Source organism: Psychrobacter sp. CX10 (assembly GCF_057621575.2).
Map to the genome: position 1 here is coordinate 2,733,399 of NZ_CM177736.1, position 23,983 is coordinate 2,757,381.

General features: G+C 42.3%; 20 protein-coding genes. 8 read left to right on the forward strand and 12 right to left on the reverse strand.

Features of this window, described 5'->3' with window-relative positions; translation table 11 throughout:
* Positions 1-15 precede the first annotated feature (15 nt).
* Positions 16-702 carry a YARHG domain-containing protein gene (locus AC21OH_RS11075; RefSeq protein ID WP_487369899.1) on the reverse strand — a complete coding sequence of 229 codons (687 nt, stop codon included), beginning with the start codon at positions 700-702 and terminating at the stop codon, positions 16-18.
* A 172-nt stretch (positions 703-874) separates the two neighbouring features.
* On the opposite strand from AC21OH_RS11075, the gene AC21OH_RS11080 reads away from it, so the two are divergent.
* A complete protein-coding gene (locus AC21OH_RS11080) occupies positions 875-1,570 on the forward strand; it encodes a DUF2306 domain-containing protein (protein WP_487369898.1) in 696 nt (231 codons plus the stop codon).
* Between the two features lie 530 nt (positions 1,571-2,100).
* Here the strand turns inward: AC21OH_RS11080 and AC21OH_RS11085 are convergent.
* Together AC21OH_RS11085 and AC21OH_RS11090 are read right to left on the reverse strand one after the other, a co-directional pair.
* Positions 2,101-3,741 (reverse strand): RNA-binding domain-containing protein, encoded by a 1,641-nt coding sequence (locus AC21OH_RS11085; RefSeq protein ID WP_487369897.1) that lies wholly within the window; start codon positions 3,739-3,741, stop codon positions 2,101-2,103.
* Between the two features lie 53 nt (positions 3,742-3,794).
* Positions 3,795-4,427 carry a LysE family translocator gene (locus AC21OH_RS11090; RefSeq protein WP_487369895.1) on the reverse strand — a complete coding sequence of 211 codons (633 nt, stop codon included), beginning with the start codon at positions 4,425-4,427 and terminating at the stop codon, positions 3,795-3,797.
* A 335-nt stretch (positions 4,428-4,762) separates the two neighbouring features.
* On the opposite strand from AC21OH_RS11090, the gene AC21OH_RS11095 reads away from it, so the two are divergent.
* A complete protein-coding gene (locus AC21OH_RS11095) occupies positions 4,763-6,313 on the forward strand; it encodes a helicase HerA-like domain-containing protein (RefSeq protein ID WP_487369894.1) in 1,551 nt (516 codons plus the stop codon).
* Positions 6,314-6,525: 212 nt separating this feature from the next.
* Here AC21OH_RS11095 and AC21OH_RS11100 read toward each other — a convergent pair whose 3' ends face one another.
* Positions 6,526-7,170 carry a GDYXXLXY domain-containing protein gene (locus tag AC21OH_RS11100; RefSeq protein ID WP_487369892.1) on the reverse strand — a complete coding sequence of 215 codons (645 nt, stop codon included), beginning with the start codon at positions 7,168-7,170 and terminating at the stop codon, positions 6,526-6,528.
* The gene (locus AC21OH_RS11105) at positions 7,167-9,554 is read right to left on the reverse strand and encodes a DUF4401 domain-containing protein (protein WP_487369890.1); all 2,388 of its coding nucleotides are present in this window, start codon (positions 9,552-9,554) and stop codon (positions 7,167-7,169) included. The genes AC21OH_RS11100 and AC21OH_RS11105 overlap by 4 nt, the downstream gene beginning before the upstream one ends.
* A gap of 375 nt (positions 9,555-9,929) precedes the next feature.
* Here AC21OH_RS11105 and AC21OH_RS11110 point away from each other — a divergent pair, with 375 nt between their 5' ends.
* Both AC21OH_RS11110 and AC21OH_RS11115 read left to right on the forward strand, forming a co-directional pair.
* Entirely contained in the window at positions 9,930-10,661 is a 732-nt protein-coding gene (locus AC21OH_RS11110; RefSeq protein WP_487369889.1) for a YidX family protein, read from the forward strand.
* Positions 10,662-10,895: 234 nt separating this feature from the next.
* Positions 10,896-11,867, forward strand: a complete 972-nt coding sequence (locus tag AC21OH_RS11115) for an alpha/beta hydrolase (protein WP_487369887.1) — start codon at positions 10,896-10,898, stop codon at positions 11,865-11,867.
* A gap of 145 nt (positions 11,868-12,012) precedes the next feature.
* Here the strand turns inward: AC21OH_RS11115 and AC21OH_RS11120 are convergent, their stop codons facing one another.
* Positions 12,013-13,086, reverse strand: a complete 1,074-nt coding sequence (locus tag AC21OH_RS11120; RefSeq protein WP_487369886.1) for an NAD(P)H-dependent flavin oxidoreductase — start codon at positions 13,084-13,086, stop codon at positions 12,013-12,015.
* Between the two features lie 618 nt (positions 13,087-13,704).
* Entirely contained in the window at positions 13,705-14,055 is a 351-nt protein-coding gene (locus tag AC21OH_RS11125; protein ID WP_487369885.1) for a hypothetical protein, read from the reverse strand.
* Between the two features lie 435 nt (positions 14,056-14,490).
* Between AC21OH_RS11125 and ppc the strand changes: the two genes are divergently transcribed.
* The 4 genes from ppc (at position 14,491) to AC21OH_RS11145 (ending at position 19,328) form a co-directional block, all read left to right on the forward strand.
* A complete protein-coding gene (gene ppc / locus AC21OH_RS11130) occupies positions 14,491-17,340 on the forward strand; it encodes a phosphoenolpyruvate carboxylase (RefSeq protein WP_487369883.1) in 2,850 nt (949 codons plus the stop codon).
* A 192-nt stretch (positions 17,341-17,532) separates the two neighbouring features.
* The gene (locus tag AC21OH_RS11135; RefSeq protein ID WP_487369882.1) at positions 17,533-17,658 is read left to right on the forward strand and encodes a hypothetical protein; all 126 of its coding nucleotides are present in this window, start codon (positions 17,533-17,535) and stop codon (positions 17,656-17,658) included.
* 438 nt (positions 17,659-18,096) lie between these two features.
* Entirely contained in the window at positions 18,097-18,858 is a 762-nt protein-coding gene (locus tag AC21OH_RS11140) for a hypothetical protein (protein ID WP_487369881.1), read from the forward strand.
* Between the two features lie 5 nt (positions 18,859-18,863).
* A complete protein-coding gene (locus AC21OH_RS11145; RefSeq protein WP_487369880.1) occupies positions 18,864-19,328 on the forward strand; it encodes a PIN domain-containing protein in 465 nt (154 codons plus the stop codon).
* Positions 19,329-19,387: 59 nt separating this feature from the next.
* Here the strand turns inward: AC21OH_RS11145 and AC21OH_RS11150 are convergent, their stop codons facing one another.
* From AC21OH_RS11150 to AC21OH_RS11170, 5 genes are all read right to left on the reverse strand, one after another.
* The gene (locus AC21OH_RS11150) at positions 19,388-19,930 is read right to left on the reverse strand and encodes an acyl-CoA thioesterase (protein ID WP_487369879.1); all 543 of its coding nucleotides are present in this window, start codon (positions 19,928-19,930) and stop codon (positions 19,388-19,390) included.
* A 189-nt stretch (positions 19,931-20,119) separates the two neighbouring features.
* The gene (locus tag AC21OH_RS11155) at positions 20,120-21,208 is read right to left on the reverse strand and encodes a YheT family hydrolase (protein WP_487369878.1); all 1,089 of its coding nucleotides are present in this window, start codon (positions 21,206-21,208) and stop codon (positions 20,120-20,122) included.
* Between the two features lie 44 nt (positions 21,209-21,252).
* Positions 21,253-22,323, reverse strand: coding sequence for a YheT family hydrolase (locus tag AC21OH_RS11160; RefSeq protein ID WP_486535248.1), 1,071 nt, complete (start codon positions 22,321-22,323; stop codon positions 21,253-21,255).
* Positions 22,324-22,493: 170 nt separating this feature from the next.
* Positions 22,494-23,072, reverse strand: coding sequence for a hypothetical protein (locus AC21OH_RS11165; protein WP_487369877.1), 579 nt, complete (start codon positions 23,070-23,072; stop codon positions 22,494-22,496).
* A 235-nt stretch (positions 23,073-23,307) separates the two neighbouring features.
* Positions 23,308-23,901: a YigZ family protein gene (locus tag AC21OH_RS11170; RefSeq protein ID WP_487369876.1), complete on the reverse strand. Its 594-nt coding sequence runs from the start codon at positions 23,899-23,901 to the stop codon at positions 23,308-23,310.
* Positions 23,902-23,983 lie beyond the last annotated feature (82 nt).

Here is a 23,983-nt window from a genome sequence, read left to right on the forward strand (position 1 = left end):
AAGGAGTGAGACTCTCTAACGCCCCCAAGTACTTGGATTAGCAACCATATATTTATGCATTGCTTTTATGTTTTCAATATTCTTTTTTTCAATACTGGTTAATTTATTGTCCACATTGGTATAACAAGGCACATACCAATCTTCCTTAGCGAATGTATTGGCCCATTCAGTAGAGTTAAATGAATAGCCGTGGCGAGCATAAATCTCATTACGCATATAATCTAGATCTGAAGGACTGGTAAACAACTCTTCATCTGTTAACAAACGATTTGAAGCCTCACTATAATGACCCTTATAATTTTTATAGCCACATTCTTTTTGTTTAAGATTAAAACTTTTGGCTGATAAACCAGAGGCCGTATCGGTTTTAGGAAAAACTTTCCAAGTTCCTATTAACAGATCTGGACTATTCTTATTGGTCATCATATCAAATTGTCCATCTCCTATCTGAGTAGCAGGTTCATTTAACGTCAGTCGCCAAAAATTACCTTCTGCCTTAATAGTGCCATTTAAGGGGCGTTTATTATGTTTGTATAAACTGCTGCCCCGAACGTTGCCATTAGAGACAGAGTCTATAAATAGGGTCGCTTTACCGTCACCAAATTTGCCTGAGAAAACACCAGTTGGATAGGTGCTAGCGTAGCTGATACCGCCGAGACACGTCACTGCGATTAAGGCGAGCGGAAGGGTTAACGTTTTCATGGGTTTTCCTTAAGATGAATTTAGGGTATCCATAATCTACAAAATTTTGGAAAGTCTTAAAAAAATTCTTATTATTATTGAGTCAATAGGTTAAATTTAATGTAGCATATTCTATTAAAAATTAATTAAATTGAATTAATTATTCATTTAAAATCCATTTAGATCTTATTGTATGTCAACTATTAGATATGAACATAAATTATTAGGCAAGGCCTTAAAGTTTCTCAGCTTGGGGTTACTGGTATGGTTTTGTTGGTTAATGGCCAAAACGGTACTTATTTATATCCCCTTTGAGGACAGAGCAGGGTTTCTCATCTTAAAAAGAAGTTGGGTCGAGTACAACTGGTGGAGACTTGCGTTCAAAGTGCATGTTTACAGTAGTGGCATTGCCATGCTGGCAGGGTTTACCCAGTTTTGGAATATATTCAACTCGGTTCGTTTTCCTAATTATGCAAAATGGCATCGTAGATTGGGGTATGGTTATGTCTTTATTATTCTAGGGTTGGCATTACCTTCGGGGCTTGTATTGGCTTTAACAGCGCTAGGCGGGCTGCCCGTTCGGATGAGCTTTACTGTATTGTGTTTATTATGGGGATTGACTACGTTAGGGGGCGTTTATTTTGCCTTAAAAAGACGTTTCAAACGACACAGAACCTTAATGGTTTATAGCTATGCATTAACCTTATCAGCGGTTACTTTACGCTTTTTAAAATTGGGGCTGTATCAACTCGCTCCATACTTCGAATGGCTTACCCCACTTCATATCTACCAAACTGAAAGTGTATTAGCCTGGGGGATAAACTTAGTGTTTGCATGGCTTTATTTAAATATAAAAAGATTTAAGTTATTTAAATATAGGACTAAATAACAAGAAATTTGTATTCAAAAAAATTAAAACCCATACCTTAAAACCCATTAATAACACGATAAATTTAATGTTTTTAATGATAACTTGCTAATTCTTATCAATAACAAGTAGCTTATCCCGCTTTCCACTCCTATCTGCTTATTTATCCGAGGCAGAGGCTAAGCTTTGGGGTGTCGCTTACTTCGTGCGCCTGAGGAGGGATAAAGTGAAGCACTGCTTCACCCCGACGCAAGAGAAAATCTACGATTTTCTGAAAAAAACAAGCCTCTGCAATTCGTCTCAATAAGCAGGATATCCGTTGCAATCGGGGCTAAACCGCTTTTGGATTTTGGATTGGGAGTGTTTAACTGATTTAGCTACAGATTTAAAGATCAAATATTTGACTACGGAATTGGAGCTAATTCCACAGTTTCTAAAAACTACACCTTGACGTCTAAAAACTACACCTTGACGTCTAAAAACTACACCTTGACGTCTAAAATTACACCGCAATGCCTAAAAGTTACACCTCGAAGTTTAAATTTAAAGGTTTATTCATCTACTAGCTTCCAAAGCTTTCTTTCTACTTGAATTTTATTATGTCTGCGCAAGTCTTGTAGCAAGTTTCGCACTTTATCTTTTTTCTGTTGCTCTGAAAGTACATCTGGTAGTTTATCAAAAAGAATCTCGTCGAATAATGAGCGCTTTATTGCACCATATTCATCAAGGCACTGAATGATAATATCTTTGTAATACTGATTATTCATCCCTTTATGCTTAATATAGCTCGCCATTTCATCAGTCTGCTCTGCGATATGTTTGCCAATATGATAGTTTGGCTTTCTACCCTCAATGAGTTGACGACCTTTGAGGTATTTAGCTTCACTATCACTAAGAACCTTATCTTTCTGCATTTTATCTAGCAGGATAATATCTTCAAGCAATAAATCTGGTGCTTGAGCTAGTTTTTGCGCATAAGCTAAATCTAAAACCTTACCGTAAATGGTTACCTCAACTTTATTATTGGTAATATCGTATTCAGGCAAAGGAAAAAATTTATTACGCTGAATCATAAACATTTTTCTGATACCACTACCAATGGTATCTATCATATTTAGATTAACCATTGCTTCTGCCAAGAACTTATTGCGATAGCGATGTTCAGGGGCGTCTTCCTTTACCACCGCCTCAACGCTAACAGGAATAAAACGTCCTTCATTTTTTATAACTAACTTACCATCTTCAAATTCAACTAGCGTAATACGTCCACCTTGCTCATAGTCTTGATGGGCAATGGCATTGTTTAATGATTCTCGAATCAAATAAGGGGCATATTGCTCAACTTCTTCAGGGAATAAGGTATCGCCCTGCATATAACGGTATTTCAAATTGCGAATTTTATTAAATACCTTGTCTACAGCCAAAAGTAAAGGGCAAGCAAAATGTTCATAGTCCTTCTCGATACCCTCCTTGTCTTTGAGTATCCAAGTTATTTTTGCAGACGCAGGATTAATAAAATACTCTGATTCACTTTTACCTAATAGTAAAATAGCGGTACGTGTAATTTGCCCTTTAAAGGTAAGTTTAGCTTTATCTAAGAACTTTTGATCATCCCAAGCTTCTATTTCATCTTTAAGCTTTTGGTTCTTTTCAGCATACCTTAAGCGAGCAAAGGCTATAGCATCGGGGTCTAAATCCTCAATACTAGCACCACTGATAATATGCCGGCTCCAGTCGGACTGTACCGATGCTCGAATAGTCTCCAGCTCATTTATATTTAGTGCTACTAGCGAAGAGCCGTCTCGTCCGTAGTAGTGTCCGTCAGATGCGATAGGCATACCTTGTGGTGCAGGTGGTATTTGTAACATGAGGACTCTGCCATTAGGGTGAGCAACTTCGTGTATATCAATAAATGTCACTCGCCCTGTCATGCGGTCAGCTGTATTCTTTTTTAAGCTATCTAAGAAGCTAGCATTTGTATATGCTTGAGTACCTACGACATTCTTATCATTATCCACTCCCAATACTAGCCATGCGCACTTTTTTGCTTTTAGATTGGCTTCGTTACTTAACGCTGAAAAGTATTTACATAACTTCTTAAAGTCATACTGTTTTTTGGCTTCTTTGAACTCAACGACTTCATCTTCTTTAGTGTCGAGCAGTTGCGCTAGTTGAGAAATGGAATTTGACATAATGAACACTTAAAAATTTAATATGATGTTTATGAGGGTAAGGATAACTTTTATTAGTTACTTGAAGTCGCCAACTTAATTCCTAATCCTGCAAAGATACTACCTACAAATCTATCTAACCACATGCTAATCCTCCTATGACTTCGTATCTTATAAGCTACCTTGTCAGCAACCAACACATAAGCACATTCAACCACAATAGCAACTGCAATAACCATCAACCCCAAATATAACAACTGAGACGAAACCGCACCTGCATCAGGTCGAACAAACTGCGGTAAAAACGCCATAAAAAATAGTGCGACCTTGGGATTTAATATGTCGATAATCACCCCTTGTCTAAATGCTGATGCAAGCGACTGCGTAGTTCGCTTTTGCTCGTTAATATCTAGCTCAAACCCAGATGACTTAAATGACTTATAGGCTAAATACAAAAGGTACAACGCACCTATATATTTAACGATGCTAAAAGCAATAGCAGAAGATACTAAAATAGCCGATAGACCCGTTGCTGCTATTATTACGTGAAACAAAGCGCCCGTACATACACCTAGAGCTGAAGCGATACCGATTCTTCTACCACCACTAACTGTCTTAGTCAGGATATATAGTAGGTCAGGACCAGGGGCGATATTGAGTGCAAGTGCCGCTGTCAAAAACAGCAACCAAAAATTCAAATCTGACATTTTATTTCTCATATTTTAGAGAGTAGTTATGATTTAGTATAACCGATATAAACGGACAGACCACTGTGACGCAAAAAAAGCAGCATCGAAGACGTTGCGATTCTATAAATTTATCAAAAGATTTCACTAAACTTAGTATCAAGTTTTAACTAAAACATTAAAATCACAAACACCACCAGTCAGTAGTTTTAATTTGAGTTAGAGTCTGTTGTAAAGATTAAAGCGTATTGATTCATTATTAGCTTTTTTACATTCCTCTATTTAGCCTATTTTAAAGATGCATTTGCAGTGCTATAGTAAAACTAACTAAATACACATTTATAATGAGCACATCTATGGCAAACCTGACTATCGCATATCCCACCGCAGCATCTGACTCTCAAAGAAACCCCGTATCTATCCGCTCCAACATGGCCAATCGTCATGGACTGATTGCAGGAGCAACGGGTACAGGTAAAACGGTTTCGTTAAAAGTGCTGGCAGAGCAATTTGCCGAGCAGGGCGTGCCCGTATTTATGGCAGATGTTAAAGGGGATATATCAGGGCTAGCACACGCTGGCGAGATGAGCGATAAGTTGCAGCAGCGCTTAGATGACTTGCAACTTCCCACGCCAGAATTTACAGGCTATCGTTGTGTGTTTTGGGATGTGTATGGCGATCAAGGTCATCCCATACGGACTACTATAAGCGAGATGGGTCCGCTGATAATGTCGCAATTGTTAGGCTTAAATGATACCCAGTCTGGGGTGCTTACCGTGGCGTTTCGAGTGGCAGATGATGAGGGATTGCTGCTACTGGATATGAAAGATTTGCGGCAAATGCTACAGTTTATTAATGATAATAAATCGGAGCTGCGTAATCGCTACGGCAACATATCTGCCGCCAGCATTGGCGCGATTCAGCGCAAGCTGCTAACTTTAGAAGATCAAGGGGCAGATCAGTTTTTTGGCGAGCCAGCACTAAACCTTGAGGATTTAATACAAACAGACGAGCATGGCCGCGGCGTTATCAATATTTTAGCAGCCGATAAGCTCATGCTAAGCCCGCAATTATATAGCTGCTTATTGCTATGGCTGATATCAGAACTATTTGAATCCATGCCCGAAGTGGGCGATGCCGAAAAGCCTAAAATGGTGTTTTTCTTTGATGAAGCGCACCTGTTGTTTGAAGATGCCAATGACGCTTTGGCTGAAAAAATAGAACAAGTGGTGCGCCTGATTCGCTCAAAAGGCGTCGGCATTTACTTTATCACCCAAAATCCTACCGATATCCCAGATGACATTTTAGGTCAATTGGGTCATCGTATCCAGCACGCCTTACGTGCCTTTACTCCGAAAGACCAAAAGGCAATTCGAGCTGCTGCGCAAACGTTTAGACCCAACCCAAATGTCGACGTTGAGGCGTCTCTCACCACACTTGGGGTGGGTGAGGCTTTGGTCAGTGTTCTAGACGACACAGGCACACCAACACCCGTAGAACGAGTTTGGATGCTGGCGCCAAACAGCCAGTTTAAACCTCTTAGCAAAGGTCAACGCTTAGATGTTATGGACGGTAGCGATTTAGCTGGCGTGTACGACGAAGCGATTGATCGAGAGAGTGCTTATGAGCTATTGAATAAACGTGCCCAGCTGGCTGTCATTGAAGCAGAGAAACAAGCACAATTAGAGATTGAGCGTGAAACTGCAGAACAAGCTGCCGAGGAGCAGGCGAAACTAGATGCTAAAGCCGAAGCTGCGGCACTTAAAATGCAACAAAGAGATGAGCGGGATAGAGCACGTATGCAAAAAAGGCTGGTAAGCACACTGGCATCAGAGGTAGCACGCAAGGTGGCGGGCCCTTCTGGAGGGCGTATCGTACGAGGAATTTTAGGGTCGTTTTTTAGATAGTAGGTTTAGATAGTAGGATTTGATAGTAGGGCTAGATAGTAAATTGCCCATTAGAAACGGTTATCTTATTTGCGAAATGTTGGGTATTGTACCTCGACACCACTCTATAATTTCGTAAGTGTTAGTTTTAAAGTTTGGCAAACATAAGCTGACACTGACGTCTAAAAGCTCAAGAAAGGGAAAGGTTAAATAGCTTAAGCCGATAAGCACAGTTATTCTGGTGTAATCACTTCAAAGTTTTCATCCACCATATCGGTAAGTAGCGGCTCGCCTTTTTCATTGACCCGAAACAACCCATATTCTGCCGCTTCGTACGCCTCGCCGTGCCCTTCTTGGAAAAAGAACGCATTGGTCGCTAGTTTAATTTGTCCTTTACGCGCACGATAAAATAACGGCATCTCATTTGGCTTTAATTCTGACGATGGTATAGCAGCCTTGCTTAATTTTACCAAATGACCAACGTTATGAGCATCTTTTTTAATAATGGCAAAGCCCTCTCCTGAATATTCATACAGTCGACGACGGTTACTGTCATTGCCAAAACGCTCATTATTCTTAGTCTCATTAAGTTCCCGAGAGATAATTTGCTGAATGTCATCAGCAATGGCATATTGCAGTATCATGTAATCGCCTTGCATTAAGCTACGCGGGTCAACAGGCGCAAGCTCTAGTAGTACGGTGTCGCCCGTTGCCAAATGGGTCTCGTATTTATAAATACTCCAATTAACCAGTACCAGCGTAACTATCAAACCAATGAAGGCAAAGGTCAATTTAATGACCAGATTAGGTTTGGAGGAGTGATGTGCGCCGCGATGGTCTGTTTCAGCATGATCAGTAATAGGATATTGAGATATCATTTAGCGCCTCCTTGCAGGCTAGATAAACGCTCTGAAGGCACAAATGCTTTATGCAGTAAGACCCAGCGAATCAATAACAGGACTATGCCGACTGCCAGCATTGATACCGACTTGACTAAAAGAGAGGTGTCTAGCTGATAGTAGTACCAAAAAATATATCCTACCAATGCTGTTACGCCGAGTGCCACCAAAGCGCGTTGCTGATTCGCATAGGCAATCACAATGACCAAACAAGTGGCTAGTAGCCCCGACACATATAAAGAAACCATGCCCAATGCAATAATTGAAAGCGCGGCTATCACACCTATTTTTGTTGATAAAGATAGCCCGTAACGCCTTAAAATAATAAAAGCAGCATAAAGGCTTGCGGCAACTAATGCGCCTTGTGCTAAAGGGTAATGATAGTAAAATTGATGAGAGATGCCCATTCGGTAAGGTCTGTAATCTGCCATAATATAAAAGGAACTAATTAGCAATAGCATCAGTGCGCTTGCCACGGCTAAGGCTTTAAATGTTTGGACGGTTTTTGAATTTATAGCAGGGTCGTTAATATCTTGTGAGGTAAGCGCTGCAAGTTGCTTTGGGCGTAAATGGCGTAAAAACTCACTACGCTGTAACCCAAATACAGCCGTAGCCAATGCCAATAGACCAGCAGCAAGCTCAGGGGCATTGAACTCGTTTAATAGCCAAACAAGGCAGCCAAAAGCAATTAGACCGCTGACCACACGATGCATGAAGTGTGGCAACCATATTACCAATAATAGCTGTAGTAATAGAACAACTGCCACGCTTATAGCCGTATTATCAATGACATCAGACAACATAACCATGACGAAAAACTGACCTGCAAAGCTCAACGAAAACGCAAAACTGCCTAAAAATGCATGTTGACTGGTAATGTTTTTGTAAAACAATGCAAAGCTTATGGCAATTAAGATACTGCCAATAATCCCTGAAGATGTATTATTCAATGCTGTATCAAACAACAAAGCCAAAAAGCCGACTATTAATGCGCCAGATATCAGACCACTACCACCCAAAAACAATTGTAAATACCAAGGGGTGGTGTCATCCATATGTGCTTTGGCTGCAGGCGAAGGTGATAGAGTAGTCATTCCCTCATCACTTAGCGTTGATGCGGTAATTGTTTCTTCAACGTTCTGGTTAACGTTCTGACTAACATTGTTGGTAATGCTCTGACTAACATTGTGGGTAACGTTCTGGTTAACATTGTTGCTGCTGTTATGGCTTACGTTTGAGGATGAACTCGACGCCGCGTTTTGAAGTGGTGTGTCCTGACGTTTATGAATTTTTAATAACCATGTTATTGCGGCTGAGCTCATACCAATAAGCATCACTGTATATAATAATAGTGAGCCTGCATCATAGCTGGTGCCAAGATATCTGATGCTAAGCGCCATAACAACGATGATGATAGACGCACAAAAACAAGTGAGTAGCAACACATCGCGCTCTTTTTTGTAAAAGCGCCAGTAGAAAAGACCCATAATAAATACCCATAAACCAAAGGTAATACCATTTCCAACTCGGCTGTTTTCCAAATATGTCACATCATTAATAACGTTAAACAAGCCTAAAGCGGTAGCAAAAACCGCAGTCACAACGCCTATGGCATAGGTACTCCAGTGATTACTGCGATTATGAGAGTGCGTACTATTGATATAGCTGTCTTGTCTAGCATCGTCACTTTTTATGTTAGGGCTGTCTGGCTTAGCGAAGATATAAAGCCAAATGAGTAAAGCAATAGTGTTTAACACCCCTAACGTTATAAGGGTAAACCCTGGGAAGTCAAACCAAGACCCATCAAGAAGATGCCCTGTTGCCATATATAAAGACAGCGTTATGTTAATAAGCCCAAGCCACATTAGCCACAAGGCGGGCAAGCGTGCGATGATAACAAAAGGGGTTATTAAGACCGCCCAACTAAAAAACAGCTGCCATGTGTCAGCACCAGTTTGGTACACCTGACCAACCAACGCCAGTAGACTGCCCGTCACAATGCTCGCCATCAATAGCAACAGCTTTTGTGCAAAGTCAAACTTGCGTAAATATGCCAATACACCAAAGCTACCCACACAAAGTAGCAATGCCGACTCCACCAGTGCAAATTTACCAATCTTGCCCAAATACATCCAATTATAGGCAACAAAAAACACGATCCCAAGCGTCAGCGCAATAGACCCAATGCTAAGCAGGGTTGTGTCAAAAAAACGATGCCACGTTTTTGCACTAGGTAGATGATTTATAGGGGATAAGCGGGTTATGGGAGGTGATACTGACGAGGTTGATACTGATGAAGTCGATTGGGGGGCGGACTGAGTTTTAGGTGGCTGCGGCGTACGGTTGGGCGGAGCGGACGTCATAATAATCTCATAAAAGGTAATAAAGTAGCTTGAGAAAAATCATTCTCATTACGATAGTATACCATTACCAAACAGTTGTTTTAAATTTATAGCTATACATTGATGTATGCCATAGGGGTAAGACTCATTTGCAGTATTATTCATACAACCGCAGTCTGTCGCACTGTATTAGGTTCTAGCTTAGATTGCTTTAGCAACTAGGTACTTTAATAAAACGGCTATAAACTACCAAAACAGCGTATATTATAAACTTGTATCTACACTTGTTTTAATTTAGTCTGATGACAGTACGGCTTAAGCAAACCGCTTAGCGCTTCGATAGTTTAAACATTTAGCTGGTTCAGATATTAAATAATAACCAACAAGGACGATTTTATGACACTCTCAAAATTGATTGTTAAAAAAACAGTAAAGCCTCTACTTTGCGGCGTATCGATTGCAGCGCTATTAGCCACCTCAGGCTGTGCAACCTCAGAGCTATTGGACGATACGCAAACGACGCGTACCACATCAGCTAAGCAAATACTTGTAGAGGATCAGCTGGTTGCCTTTGGGCGTCCTGCTCAGCCGTTAGCTAATATGCCCGCGAGTAGCGTGGTTATTGTAGGTGAAAATAACAGCTACGTGCTGAGCCAAGGTGGACCCGAAATGGTCAAGATTTTAACCAGCCTTACGCCTGAAAACATTCAAGTCGATAGCGACATGACCTTTTATTCACCAAACAATGACGGGTATTTTCAAGGTGAAATGAAAATGTCCTATGCCAAGTTAAAAGATGAGTTTAAGCGCAGCGACTATCAATTCTTCCTACAAAATGGAGGGCAGGAGTGTACCCGCGCTAGCGATAGACGTATTGCAGCACAGCGTTTTTGTTTTGATGTACCTATCAAAGGCGCTGTTTACCCTGCGGTTAGCAACCTTAGTATGATCCAATCAAAATACAGCGCGCTAACTAAGCCATACCCTGTCGTAATTTATACCAATACGCAAAGTCGCACCCGCACGAATGGCAAAAACGCAGGCGAGAAGTTGGTACTGCTGCCGTTTGCACTGGCCTTTGATGTGGTCACCTTACCTATCCAAGTCTTAGAAGCCATTGCCAATTAAAGTATGAGCTAACTAGAGTATGAGCTTAAAGGTATAAGCTGAGTTATAAATACTAAAGAGAGGTTATAAAGAAACGCTAATTTAAGCTTAGATTTGGATTTGGATTTATAGAACGAAGGCCTTTGTGAGTGGTCATAAAGGCCTTTGGTGTATTTAATTACTCTAAAAGACCAACTAGACGACAAATAACTTACTGATAAAAGTATAACCACACAACCACAGATAGGGGCGGTAATGACACAATTTTTAATAGGGCGCAAAAAAACAGAAGCCATAAAAAAAGGACTTGCCGCACTACTGGCAGTAACGGTAATTGGGTGTACATCGCCTAATTCAGTCACAATGGCGACCACCCAAACGCTCTTACAGTTTGAGCGCAATAGGGCAGGTGTCGAAGTTAAATCGTACGAGCTATCGTCTGGCGATACCCTAGTCTATGCAGATAACAACAATACCGCTGGCGAGCCGTTGCTACTGGTGCATGGCTTTGGCGGTAATATGGACAACTTTATTCGAGTGTCCAAAAAGCTGGACGACTATCATGTCGTCATCCCTGACCTGCTCGGGTTTGGCGAATCAGATAAGCCAATGCAAAAGGACTACCGATCAGAAGATCAAGCCAAACGCCTACACGAGCTGATGCAAGCCAAAGGCATGGCGCAGGGTTTAAACATTGGGGGTAATTCGATGGGCGGCGCTATTAGTGTGGCGTATGCCTCCATGTATCCCAATGAGATCAAGAGCCTATGGCTAATAGACAGTGCTGGGTTTTGGACCGTAGGGGTTCCAGAAGCGCTTGAAGAGGCGACACTAGAAGACAATCCTCTGCTGATTAGCAGCTATGAGGACTTTGATAGACTGACTGAATTGGTCATGCACCAGCCGCCATATATTCCAACCGCAGTAAAGGCGGTGATGGCGCAGCAAAGAATCGAAAACCGAGCACTTGAGTCCAAAATTCTTGAGCAAATCGTGCAAGACAGCGTCGAAGAAAGAGCCAAAATTATTGCGGACAACAACATCCCCACTTTGGTGACTTGGGGCGACAAAGATCAAGTGATTAGACCAGAAACCGCCGAGTATATCAAAACGCTAATACCGCAAGCCCAAGTCATCATGATGAAAGACATCGGGCATGTGCCAGTGCTGGAAGATGTAAAACAGACGGCAGAAGATTACAAAAAGTTCCAACAAGCCATCGATTAAAAACTATTACCCAGTAACTATGACCCAATAACTATGACCCTGTGGCCCCATAACCCAGCATCAACGTAAGTACATAGCGCTGAGTCTTTAATAGATAGTATAGATAGTATCGAGAACTAGGCGCTACTTATATGACGCTTTTATGCTATTGCGATAACGGAGCGACCAGTCGCTCTAAAAGCTCACTAGTTGCCTCAAAGCGTACTTGCGGCACACCTTGCCCCGCCCAGAGCGACATATAATCAACATTTTCAGCCCGTGCCGCCGCCTTGCGCATAGGCTGCGTCATCGCATTTAGCTGTGGATATGCAGGCAAAGCAGGGTTTGGATTTGCCGTTTCATAGGCAGTGTCATACGGGGCGTAAGTTTCTATAAAAGTATTCACCAAACCGCGCGCAGGCTTGCCCGAAAACAAACGAGTAAGGCGGGTAACACCGCTACGCTCTCCCGTTGATGTTTTGATCAGCTCCGCTTTATACACAGGATTAATACCGCTTTCATACGTGGTCAAAAATGCAGTACCTAGCTTCGCCATTTCAGCGCCCGCCGCTTGGACCGCAATGATGTCTTGCCCAGTCATGATTCCGCCAGCAGCGATAAGCGGTATCTTTGTAACCGCTTTGGTACGACTGATTAAAGTCAACAGCCCCAGGGGGTCTTGCTCACTTTGCGGCAACCATCCACCCCGATGCCCGCCCGCCTCGTACCCTTGCACACACACCGCATCTGCACCAATATCTGCCCATGCTTTTGCCTCATCTGGATGGTTCGCCGTACCGATAACTTTTGTGCCAAGCTTATGTAGCGCATTGACTTGCACCTTGCTGATAATACCAAAAGTAAAACTTGCAACAGGCACAGGATTGTCCAGTAGCACCTGCAGCTGCTCATCAAACGAATGCGCTGGCATATCTGGCAAATCAAGTTCAATATTTTCTTTATCATAATAGGCGCGTAACCACTCTGGCACAGGCGCATCAAGCGTAATAGACTCAAGCTCACTTAACACCATCAAATTCACCGCAAAAGGACGATCGGTCAGCGACTTAATCACATTAATGTGCTCATCCAATACATCAGGAGCAGTCATGCCCGCGCCAAGGCTTCCCAAACCGCCAAACTCACTCACAGTCGCAATAAGCTCAGCGGTAGTCGCACCGCCCGCCATAGGCGCTTGCACGATGGGGTAGGTAAGATTTAGGGTAGTAAGTAAGCTCATGTGGGTGACCTTATATGATGTTATTAATTATGTTATTGGTTGGGTTTACCGTTAGGCTTACTGTAGCAAAAATTAGACGCCCCCATAACCGATAGAGGTTATTTAATTGGTAAATGGGTACGGGTGAAGGTGTAGAAATGAACGGCTCGGGCTGGCGACATGGGCGTAGCATTTTGAAGGGTGGGCAGAAGTGTTGTAGCTCGTCCCGCTTTACGCTGCTATCTGCCTAGCGCATCGAGGCAGTGGCTAGGCGTTGGCGCGTCGCTTACTTCGTGCGCCGCCCCAAAGCAAGCCACTGCAACTCGATAAGCTAAGCAGTATATCCGCTGCAATCGGGGCTAAACCGCACCTTCGAGGAAGCGTTAGCGCTTAGCATCAAAGATATTAAATTTTAAATAAGAGTATTTGAAAAAAGATGGTGAGTTTGTTATGACTGATGCGGGTATAGAAGTAGGCGGTGAGGTCAAAAAAAACAGATCTGGCGAGTTCTGTTTATGACGTGCAGATCTGACTGTATAAGTGGCTATTTTAAATAAAGGTTATAGTAAGCTATTTCTATTTTGTGGATTCTGAGGACTACGAGAAATTTTTGAAATTAGGTTCAAATTGATAAGTCCATCACAAAAACATTAATACCCTCTTTATATTGTTCATCAATACAATCCCGCTATTGTCTGTCGCAGAAGAAACCTCATCAAATACATCAATTAGTAAAATTTTACCAGCGTCAACACCGAGTCTTTTAATTGATTTTTTTACCAATTCTGATGCAGTTAAAGACTCTATTTCATTTGGGGATATATTTTTGATTCTCTCTATTAGCAAAGTCTTTCCCATCCCTGCATCCGCAAGCACAACAACAGGTTGAGACTTAGCAATTTCTAACAATTGAGTCTCCTCAAGTGTTTCCGTTATCATCTCTCCATCTTTATTTTCTGTTCGATATTCTAGCTTTCTAGGGATATACATAGGTCTTCAATTTGTGGTTTTCTATCACAATAACTTATCATTATTTCGAGAAGTATACAGCACAAGATGTCATTTTAAACCAGAGTTGGTTAAACACACCTAACTATGCCTTAGGAGCGGTTTAGCCTTGATTGTAGGGGATATACTTGGTGCAGTACGGCACTACAGGCGCTTGGCAAAGAGCGTTATCGCTAAGTCAGGAACGAAATTTGCTATTAGCGCCTGTTGCCGTGCCAGCCAAGATAGTAGCGAAAAGCAAGACCAGCTACACCATTAGCCATAAAATCAACGACACAATAAGTCATAAACCCCACGTTTATATTCTGTTGCAAAAGCCCCCTACACCTCCTTTCGTTGATTGTGGTAATTTAGAGTCATAGACGCTATAGCTCAGCGCCATGCTTTAGTCCACAATAATCAGATAAGGAAATCACTATGCCTGCAGTCCCGATAACGCCCGCCCCAACACCGTCTTCATCGCTTACTACGCCATCTTCCTCCTCGCAAAACACCTTACTGCGTGACCGTGTACGCTTGCTTGGCAACCTATTGGGCGATACCATCACTCGTCAAGTTGGCGAGGATACAGTACAAACCATCGAAACCCTCCGCAAAGGCTTTATTGCTGAGCGCCGTGACCCCAATCCAGAAAAAAAACAGCAGCTGATTGACCTGATTGCCTCGTTGGACAACCAAACTTTAAAAGTGGTTATTCGGGCATTCTCAATCTACTTCTTTTTAGCAAATCTCACCGAAGAGAACTACCTGCGTCAGCAAAGAAACCTATTACGCGACCAGTCCGATCAGCACTCTAATAAGAAGTGGGAAGGCTCGTTTAAGCGCACGTTGCTTGAGTGCCGTGAGCGTAATATTGCCCCCGAGCAGATTAAAGAGTTGATTGATAATCTAAAATATATCCCGGTGTTTACGGCGCATCCGACCGAAGCACGCCGCCGTACTACCATGAATATGTTGCAAACGCTTTATGACTATACCCATGATTTAAACACTTTGCCGGAGGACAGTACCGCCTTTGCGCAAGCCAAACAACACACGGCACAAACAATCGATTTATTATGGTCATCAGATGAGGTGCGGACGCGTAAGCCCTTGGTGTTTGATGAGATTAACAACGGCTTGCATTATTTTAATGCCAGCTTGTTTGAGGCGATTCCGCAAGTGTATCGCAATATTACCAATGCTATTGGTGAGGTATATCCTGAGTTGGCAGACTACCCGATTCCTGACTTTTTAAACTTTGGCTCGTGGATTGGGGGCGATAGAGATGGCAACCCGTTTGTCACTCATGAGACCACTGAGCTGTCGATTTTGATGCATGCCGATACCGTGCTGCGTCATTATCGAGTGCTGCTTAAAAAACTGCGTCGGCAGTTGATTCATAGCGATACCATTGTCGAGATTGCGCCAGCGGTGTATGCAAAAATTAAGGCGTATGCCGAGCTCGATGAGGAAATATTCATCTACAATCCTGATGACTACAATCACGAGCCGTATCGCCGTTTGTTGTCGATTATTCTTGCCAAGATAGAGGCGACCAATCGCTTGATACAAAGTAAAGGGGAGGATAGCATTGCCAAGCTAGATGCCTATGCCAATCCGCAAGACTTCTTGGAGGATTTGCGTATTATTCGTCAAAGCGTTAAGGCGCACGACAAGGCTCAAGCCAATGGTCTACTGCGTGATATGATTCGCTTGGTCAAGACCTGTGGTTTCCATTTGGCGGCTTTGGATATCCGTCAAGATTCGGGCTATCACGGTGAGGTTATTGCCGATATTTTTGCGCATGCGCCCAATTTGCCCGACTATACGGCTTTGAGTGAAAGCGAGCGATTAGAATGGCTCACTAAGCTACTAGAGCATGATGGCGCACCGCTCATTTTTGCCGACTCGCTCAGTGATAAAACCCGTGAGCAGCTCGCCTTGATGAACTCTATTGCCAAGCTGCGCAAGCTGGCAGGTGAGGGAGCATTTGGTAGCTATGTGATATCAATGACCAATAACGCCAGCCAATTGTTAGAAGTGCTGTTGTTGATGCGCTTTGCGGGATTGTCAGGTGTAGACGAGACTGGTCAGGCGTTTGCAGCCCTACCGGTTGCCCCGTTGTTTGAGACCATTGACGACCTTAAAAACATCAATAAGATTCTGCCTGCGCTGTTAGACAATACCTACTATCGTAACCTGCTTAAAGCCAGTGGCGACATGCAAGAGATTATGCTGGGCTATTCAGACTCGTCCAAAGATGGCGGGATTATTACCTCGGCTTGGCAATTGTATAGCGCCCAGCAGACCATCAAAGCAATAGCCGAAAAATACGGTATCAAAACCCGTCTGTTCCACGGGCGGGGTGGTTCGGTCAGCCGTGGTGGCGGGTCGACGCATCAAGCGATTGCGGCACAGCCCGCAGGCACGCTCGATGGTGAAATAAAAATCACCGAACAAGGCGAAGTGCTCTATGCCAAATACGCCAACATTGATACCGCCGTCTATGAGCTGACGATGGGTATTACTGGCGCTATCAAAGCCAGCTCATCACGCTTTGTCGAGCAGCCCAAAGCCTTGCCCGATTATGAGGCGCTCTTTAGCCGTTTAGCAGAAGCAGGCGAGGCCAGCTATCGCAAATTGACGGACAACACCGAAGGCTTTTATCAATTTTACTCACAAGCCACACCCGTACAAGAGATTTCTTTACTGAATATCGGTTCACGCCCTGCCCATCGTAAAAAAGGCTTGCCGAGCAAATCGACGATTCGAGCGATTCCTTGGGTGTTTGGTTGGTCACTCGCTCGCTTTACCCTGCCTGCTTGGTACGGTGTGGGTAGTGCGCTTGCTGCGGTCAAAGCGGATGAAAATTTGATGAGGGAGATGAATACAGACTGGCCGTTTTTTAAGTCATTTATTAGTAATATCGAGATGGCGTTTTCCAAGTCGGAAATGAGCATTGCACAGGCGTATAGTCAACTTTGCGATGATGAGCAGCTGCGTGACAGGATAATGAGTGCAGTCATTGATGAGCATACCCTAACCCATGATGGTTTAAATTCGCTGTTGCAGCAGGACTCCTTGCTTGCCAGTCAGCAGGATTTGGCATCGACGCTTGAGTGGCGCAATGCCTATCTTGACCCGATGAACTATATTCAAATTGAGCTGTTAAAACGGTTGCGTCAAGCGGGGGAATCTGATGAATCTAAAGACGAGCTTGCGGTAGAAGATCCGCTGATTCGCAGTATCAATGCATTGGCGGCGGGGCTGCGTAATACAGGGTAGGCTTGGCTGATGTAGCTAGTCTCGCTTTTCGCTACTATCTTGACTGGCAAGGCGGCAGGCACTAAAGCAAGTGTCGTTCCTGTTACCTCGATATGAGGAGGAAAAAAGCAAGTGTTTGGGGAACACTTGCCTCGACGCAAGATAAAATCTATGATTTTCTGACCTCTTGCTAAGTGCCTGCAATGCCTTGCTGTGCCAAGTATATCCGCTACAATCGGGGCTAAACCACACCTTCGAATTGGCAGTCTTGATGTTGAATTAAGCTTGGCTACGCAATCGGTGCGCGGGGCACACCCTACAGAAGCTATTAATGATTAGGTTTAACAAATATAAGTGTGTTGTTTGAGAGAAAATCACTTCAAAACATCTAAAGAGGAATGATTCTATACCGAACCAGTGTTATAGGGAGTTGATGTCATATATGATGAACTAAATATTAACATTAGTCGTAAGTTTTATCGCTATATAGACCTGATCATAAAACGTAACTTAAGCGCTTATTAAATAAAAGTGACTATGCTCTAATTTTAGTGCTAAGCGTTAAACTAATGGAGGTTCGACGTAGTATGCACTGCACCGTATTTTTAAAATAGTCATGTTTTTGGTGCGCAGGACACAAATTACAGTCATTACTCATTTTTGGTATTCGCACATATTTAATTACCTACAATATCACTTAATTTGATAAAATAGTCATATCTGTATATGAATATACAACCATTTTTATAGAGTTTCGCTACTTGATAGGAGGGCGTAATGACTGATAAATCAAAGTTCGTCCTTAAACTTTCTGGTATTGGTTTAGAAAATATCAACGCTGGCGATATTGGTCGACTACTTAATGACTTTTGCAAGCTTTTGGGTAATGACTACCTGTTTTTTGATAATATCTATTCAGGATCTGCGGTTTTAAAAGTAAGTACGGACACCGAGCATTACTATGAGAAGCGTGACATACTTAATAGCAATATAGCCAATCAGGCAAATGCTCTTGACGACATTAATAAGGTTATACGCAGTTATTCCAAAAATTTTAGTGACATCGAGGCTTCAATTTTTGCCAGTCGTACAGCGGTCAATGACGAAGATATGGAGTTAGTACATCAGCTTGATTATCGTAAGCCTAGCTCAAATACCTTTACTCAGGTAGAAACGATTATAGGTAAGCTTATTAAGCCTGCCCATGGTAAGGATGAGACTGACCACTTTACCATTGAGTTGCTTAACGATAGCGTTATATCTGTTGCAGTACCAAAGCAAATATCTCTAGATTTAGCCTCTCATCTCGAATCCTTATGGAAGTTTGATAGTCTGATTGAGTTTACAGGTAAAGCTAGTTATGAATTGCAAGACAGCTACAACCTTATATTGAAGCGTTTTGAAGCGACTGGTTTTAGTATTATTAAAAACGATACGTCTGCAAAATCTTGGATGGATGAGTTTCTATCTTACGGTGAGAGTGGTTGGCGAGACAGTGACGATTCAGAAAATACGTGGCTTGAGGAACGCCATACATGATAATAATGGCAGATAATAATTTCTTAATTAAACTGATAAATGATAAGCAGGCTTATCGAGTTTTTAATCAAGCATTAGAACGAAAAGAAGTAGCATTGGGGCTTTGTACGCCAGTGATTAGTGAGTTTCTTGTAAAAGATGATAACCGAGGTCGTTCTGATTTCTTAGGAATGGTGAATAATTTTACCCAAGTTTTTAACTTCGATTTAAAGTCTGCTCAAATTTGTGCAAACTTGTTTCGTGACCTTATGGATAAAGGTTATATAAAAGACAATAAGGCAAATCGACAGGTTATCAAAGTTGACCTTCAAATTATTGCTATAACTCTAGCAAACATTATCTCTAAGCTATACACCACTGATAAAGAGATTATCGAAATAGTCGCTAAATTAAACCTGCCTATTGAAATCGTGAACTTTGAAAAGGATGAGTTTCAAGGAATGCCCTTGTTTGAAGGTAAAGGAAACTAAGTCAAAATTTTATTTTAATTAGTGTTATCTAACCTGTTCTATCACCTCATATCATTACCCTAACCTCTAGGCGGCCACGGTCTATCCGCTTCACTCTCAATCCATTCCGCCACATATCCCGTTGCAGGCAATTTTAAATCAGATTGACCCAGCGCGTCTAAGATCTCTTGAGTGTCTATCACCTTTCCGCCTTTGGTCACGCCAGTACGCAATAAAGCCGTTGAACACGGTTTACCCTTCACCCACATAGACTGTTCCATATAGACCCAGCGCTCATCAATAGCAGCGATGTGCGTCTTAATCGTGACCATATCAAACGGACGAATACGTTTACGGTATTGAATGGTGCTGCCCGCAACAACCAAACCCCACCGCTTTTCAAGCAACTTTTTACCCAGTCCAGAGCGAATAGCAAAGTCAGTACGACCAAAATCGTATAACGTGAGCACCCGCCCATTATTCATCTCAATAAAGTTATCAATATCGGTTAGGCTACACCGAATCTCAATCTCTGCGGTATCACCAAGGTCGATGATCTCGCCTTTTTTAGTAGCGGCAATGGCTTTAATAATAGTTTTGGTATAACGATAAAAAGGATACATAATTTAATCTCAATAAAAACCAAAAACGACCAAAACATAAATAACGAAAGCAGTGATTATGCGCAAAACAGCTGCATTTTAACAGCGTTTGCAGTGTCTAGACCGTCATCTACAATTAATCAAATCGTTAGCCAGTCAAATCCTTAGCCAGTCAAACATTGCGCGCTAATAAACCAAACAGTGCGTCCGCTAACTTGATAAACACACGGCCTTAAAATAAGCAGATACCGTTTCTGGAATCCAATTGATATCAAACTTTTTTAGCTCAGAGCGATAACGCAGATAGCCGATATGACCCCCATGCTCAGTATCTAAAATAGTTACGGTGTCAGACACGTCATTTTTAGTGGCGGTAAAGCCGATAAACGGATCGTCTTTAGCACTAATCAATAATAACGGTTTAGTAACGTCTATCAAGTACGGCAGGGCAGACGCTTGACGATAATAATCATTATTAGAGCGATAACCATGACGGGGTGCGGTGAAGATATGGTCAAAATCGCTAATGCGTTTGACTGACTTAATGGCGTCAATCTCGTCATTACTGACTTCATTCTTCAATGCTTTTTTTATAATGGGATTGAGCAAATAAGGGGTGTAGAGTTTTTGACTGACAAAGCGGTGCATGCTGATAGCAGCGGATGACATATCAACGGGCGCTGAAACAACCGCTGCCGCCTGACAGATGGCATCATCACCGTATTCTCCCATGTATTTTGCCAGGGCATTACCGCCAAGCGACACCCCAACACTATAGATGGTCTTATAGTGCGGTTCAAGCGTTTGCAGCATATGATGCACCTCGCTGGTATCGCCTGCATTATAAAATACGCGGCCGCTAGCAGGAATACCGCCACAGCTTCTAAAGTGTGCCACCACAAAGTGCCAGCCTTCATTATGTATATGATGGGCAAGCGCCCGTGCATAATGACTGTCGCTACTGCCTTCCATACCGTGAAACAGCACGACAAGCGGTGTGTCTTCACGTTGTGCATTGCTATTGTTTTCCCTATTAGTGGTGTCAAGATTGTTAATAGTGACAAGATGTGCATCGTAAAAGTCGTATGCGACATCGCTCTCATCTAACGAGTCGCGTTTAACCTCTCGTCTATAAGGAGGTGTTTTTGGCGCAAAAAACTTAGGTAATATGGTTTGCAGATGCGGATTGCTAAGCCAAAAGGGAGGGTTAAAGGGAGTAGGGTTAAACTTAGTAGCGTTAAACGGTTTCGATGGCGTGTTTGATGCGCCTGTTTCTTGAGAAGGTTCTGTTTTTTGCATGGTATTAAACCTATTGAAAGTGTACATATGACTGGGTATTGTTCCTAAACCGATCTAAAAAAGCGCAAGGCGGTTTCAGGCGCCCAATTGGCATCAAGTTGCTTATTCTTCCAACGCAAAAAACCAATATGTCCACCATACTCAGGAGTATATAGTGCCACGTGTTCTGATACGTCCCCTTGAGAAGGTAGCACTCCTAAAAAGGGATCATCTTTGGCAATCACAATCAGTGTCGGTTTGGTGATTTGATGCAAATACGGCATAGCGGATGCTTGGTGATAATAATCATTTTCTGAACGATAGCCATAGCAGGGTGCGGTAAACACGCTATCAAATTCACCAATATTACGACTGGTCTTAATCGCTTGTATTTGCGCCTCGCTTAGCGTTAATTGAAGTGCTTTGGTTGCGATAGGGTTGAGCAAATAAGGGGTATAAATTTTACGACCAAAAAAATTCTCCATAGCGGTGGTAGCAGAGGATAAATCCAAGGGCGCTGAAAAAATGGCGGCCGCTTGGCATAGGGCTTGATCGCCATATTCACCCATATATTTAGCAAGCGTATTACCACCAAGTGAAACGCCCACACAATAGATGGTTGTGTAACGCGCTGCCAATTGTTGCAAGGAATGATGCACCTCTGGGGTATCGCCTGCACTATAAAGACGCTCTCCTTTTACAGCCACGCCGCCACAACTTCGAGTATGTACTACGACAAAATGCCAACCTTGATTATGCACGTAATGAGCCAGTGTTCGGGCATAGTGGCTTTGGCTACTACCTTCCATACCGTGGAACAGCACCACCAAAGGCGTGTTTATCCTATCTGATAGGTTTGTATTTGAGTCGATATTAGGTTCTTTTTTAGCAAGTTCTCTGTCTCGAGCATCTTTATCCTTAGCCTGTCCTTTATAAACGTCTGCGCCGTCCCAAAAATCATAGGCAACCTTACTTTCGTCCAGCGAATCAAATATTAATTCGCGTCGATAAGGCGGCGACTCAGGCATAATAAATTTAGGCAATATGGTCTGTAAATGCGGGTTTCTTAACCATATAGGCGGGTTGAATAGGGGTTGATTAAAATTTCTTTTAAAGGATTTATGAGAACTTATCATAATAAATATTAAATTTTTGATTGGTTTAGGTTTGATTGCACATCAAAACACCTCTAATTATATCTCTTTACTAAATAAGGCACATCTACACTATTCCGTGTACCTGAAATAACTTTTGGATATATCAGACTAATAAGTAATTTATCGGAAAATACATTAACCTTATAGGTTTAATCGAATTTAATAGAGGTAAGATGAGTTTGACCATCATCACCTTTTATGAATTTTTCTAAAAGGATGTAGCACCTTTCATTGCTTGAACCACCAGTAATACGATAATCAGTGTTTGCATGAGGGGTAAACTGACCGCTCACATTACAATTTGTCTGAGTATTACCGTTGTTATTACCCATTGAGTATTTGATATTGATCTGTTCATTAGGGTTAACAAATCGTTCGATCACACTCACTGGTTTATTTTTACCATTAGCGTTTGGTTTTAGCATACCTAAATCGCTTGAACCAATTTTTTGTTTGTCCTCTTTACTAAAAAGTGGGTTAATATGTCTAGTGGCAACCACCCCTTGGCTTTTGCCATCAACCTTATTCTTTGCAGAGTTGGGTGACCCTATAAACATGCCATACCAATCATTAATAACAAACTGAATTCTACTTGAACTGGTTTCAGGCAGTTGAGCAACACTCATATTACCTCCTGCAAAACCGTTTAATAGGTTCTTTGAGGTTTGACAGCTTGCCAAACTCATAGTAGAAATAATCGCCATATATAATAAATGGGACGATTTCATTGTTTACTCCGAAATTTAAAAATAATGAGAATCTATAACCTTTATAGGGGATTAAAAAGCTTCAAAATCAAAAGTTTGTCTTTTTATTTGTGGCGGCATTTTCAGTTGAGACCGTGTGGACGTCATCTTCTATCCTACCTACAAAAATACATAAACTTATTTGATATACTAGGTTCTGTTACTCAACCTATAAGGGTTATTCTGTTTTGTCAAGGTTTATCAGTCGTTGTTTAGGTTAGGCTGAGATAATTTGCCCATATATGCTTAGCCTATCTTCCAGTTTCGCTATAGCTGACTCAGCCAATCGCACTGACAGTGTGACTGCTCTGCTGTAGTCAACGCTAATAACCTCACCCCCCATATCTTCTACCACATAGCGTACCTGGGATTCATTGGCAAAATCCGCTTCAATAGTCACTTGCGTCATAGGTACATAAGGGGTGAGCGTCATCTCATCGACAGCTGCTTGAGCTGAGCCTGCGTAAGCTCGCGTCAGGCCGCCTGCGCCAAGTTTGATACCACCAAAGTAGCGCACCACAATCACAATCACGTTACCGATGCTTTTGTGTTGTAGCACGTTTAAGATAGGGCGACCTGCCGTACCACCGGGCTCACCGTCATCATCGAAGCCTGCACTGGTGGTGTTATCTGGGTCACCAATAATATACGCCCAGCAGTGGTGGCGAGCGTCAGGATATTTATCACGCAGCTGTTCCACGTGAAACATTGCCTTTTCACGACTGTGTACGGGATAAGCATAAGTAATAAATTCCGACTTTTTAATTTCAAGTCTAGCCGTTACCGGCTGGGCTAAGGTTTGATAGCTCATAGTATTTGGTTTTATTAGGTATGATAAACTGGTAACCCTTATTACATCTTATTAGCACACCCTAATTCAAGACAATATTAGT

Coding starts and splice junctions, on each gene's coding strand:
- AC21OH_RS11075 (WP_487369899.1), bottom strand. CDS start 702: ATGAAAACGTTAACCCTTCCGCTCGCCTTAATCGCAGTGACGTGTCTC.
- AC21OH_RS11170 (WP_487369876.1), bottom strand. CDS start 23,901: ATGAGCTATCAAACCTTAGCCCAGCCGGTAACGGCTAGACTTGAAATT.
- AC21OH_RS11100 (WP_487369892.1), bottom strand. CDS start 7,170: ATGATATCTCAATATCCTATTACTGATCATGCTGAAACAGACCATCGC.
- AC21OH_RS11145 (WP_487369880.1), top strand. CDS start 18,864: ATGGCAGATAATAATTTCTTAATTAAACTGATAAATGATAAGCAGGCT.
- AC21OH_RS11120 (WP_487369886.1), bottom strand. CDS start 13,086: ATGAGCTTACTTACTACCCTAAATCTTACCTACCCCATCGTGCAAGCG.
- AC21OH_RS11140 (WP_487369881.1), top strand. CDS start 18,097: ATGACTGATAAATCAAAGTTCGTCCTTAAACTTTCTGGTATTGGTTTA.
- AC21OH_RS11125 (WP_487369885.1), bottom strand. CDS start 14,055: ATGTATATCCCTAGAAAGCTAGAATATCGAACAGAAAATAAAGATGGA.
- AC21OH_RS11160 (WP_486535248.1), bottom strand. CDS start 22,323: ATGATAAGTTCTCATAAATCCTTTAAAAGAAATTTTAATCAACCCCTA.
- AC21OH_RS11090 (WP_487369895.1), bottom strand. CDS start 4,427: ATGTCAGATTTGAATTTTTGGTTGCTGTTTTTGACAGCGGCACTTGCA.
- AC21OH_RS11080 (WP_487369898.1), top strand. CDS start 875: ATGTCAACTATTAGATATGAACATAAATTATTAGGCAAGGCCTTAAAG.
- AC21OH_RS11105 (WP_487369890.1), bottom strand. CDS start 9,554: ATGACGTCCGCTCCGCCCAACCGTACGCCGCAGCCACCTAAAACTCAG.
- AC21OH_RS11165 (WP_487369877.1), bottom strand. CDS start 23,072: ATGAAATCGTCCCATTTATTATATATGGCGATTATTTCTACTATGAGT.
- AC21OH_RS11110 (WP_487369889.1), top strand. CDS start 9,930: ATGACACTCTCAAAATTGATTGTTAAAAAAACAGTAAAGCCTCTACTT.
- AC21OH_RS11150 (WP_487369879.1), bottom strand. CDS start 19,930: ATGTATCCTTTTTATCGTTATACCAAAACTATTATTAAAGCCATTGCC.
- AC21OH_RS11155 (WP_487369878.1), bottom strand. CDS start 21,208: ATGCAAAAAACAGAACCTTCTCAAGAAACAGGCGCATCAAACACGCCA.
- AC21OH_RS11115 (WP_487369887.1), top strand. CDS start 10,896: ATGACACAATTTTTAATAGGGCGCAAAAAAACAGAAGCCATAAAAAAA.
- AC21OH_RS11085 (WP_487369897.1), bottom strand. CDS start 3,741: ATGTCAAATTCCATTTCTCAACTAGCGCAACTGCTCGACACTAAAGAA.
- AC21OH_RS11095 (WP_487369894.1), top strand. CDS start 4,763: ATGGCAAACCTGACTATCGCATATCCCACCGCAGCATCTGACTCTCAA.
- ppc (WP_487369883.1), top strand. CDS start 14,491: ATGCCTGCAGTCCCGATAACGCCCGCCCCAACACCGTCTTCATCGCTT.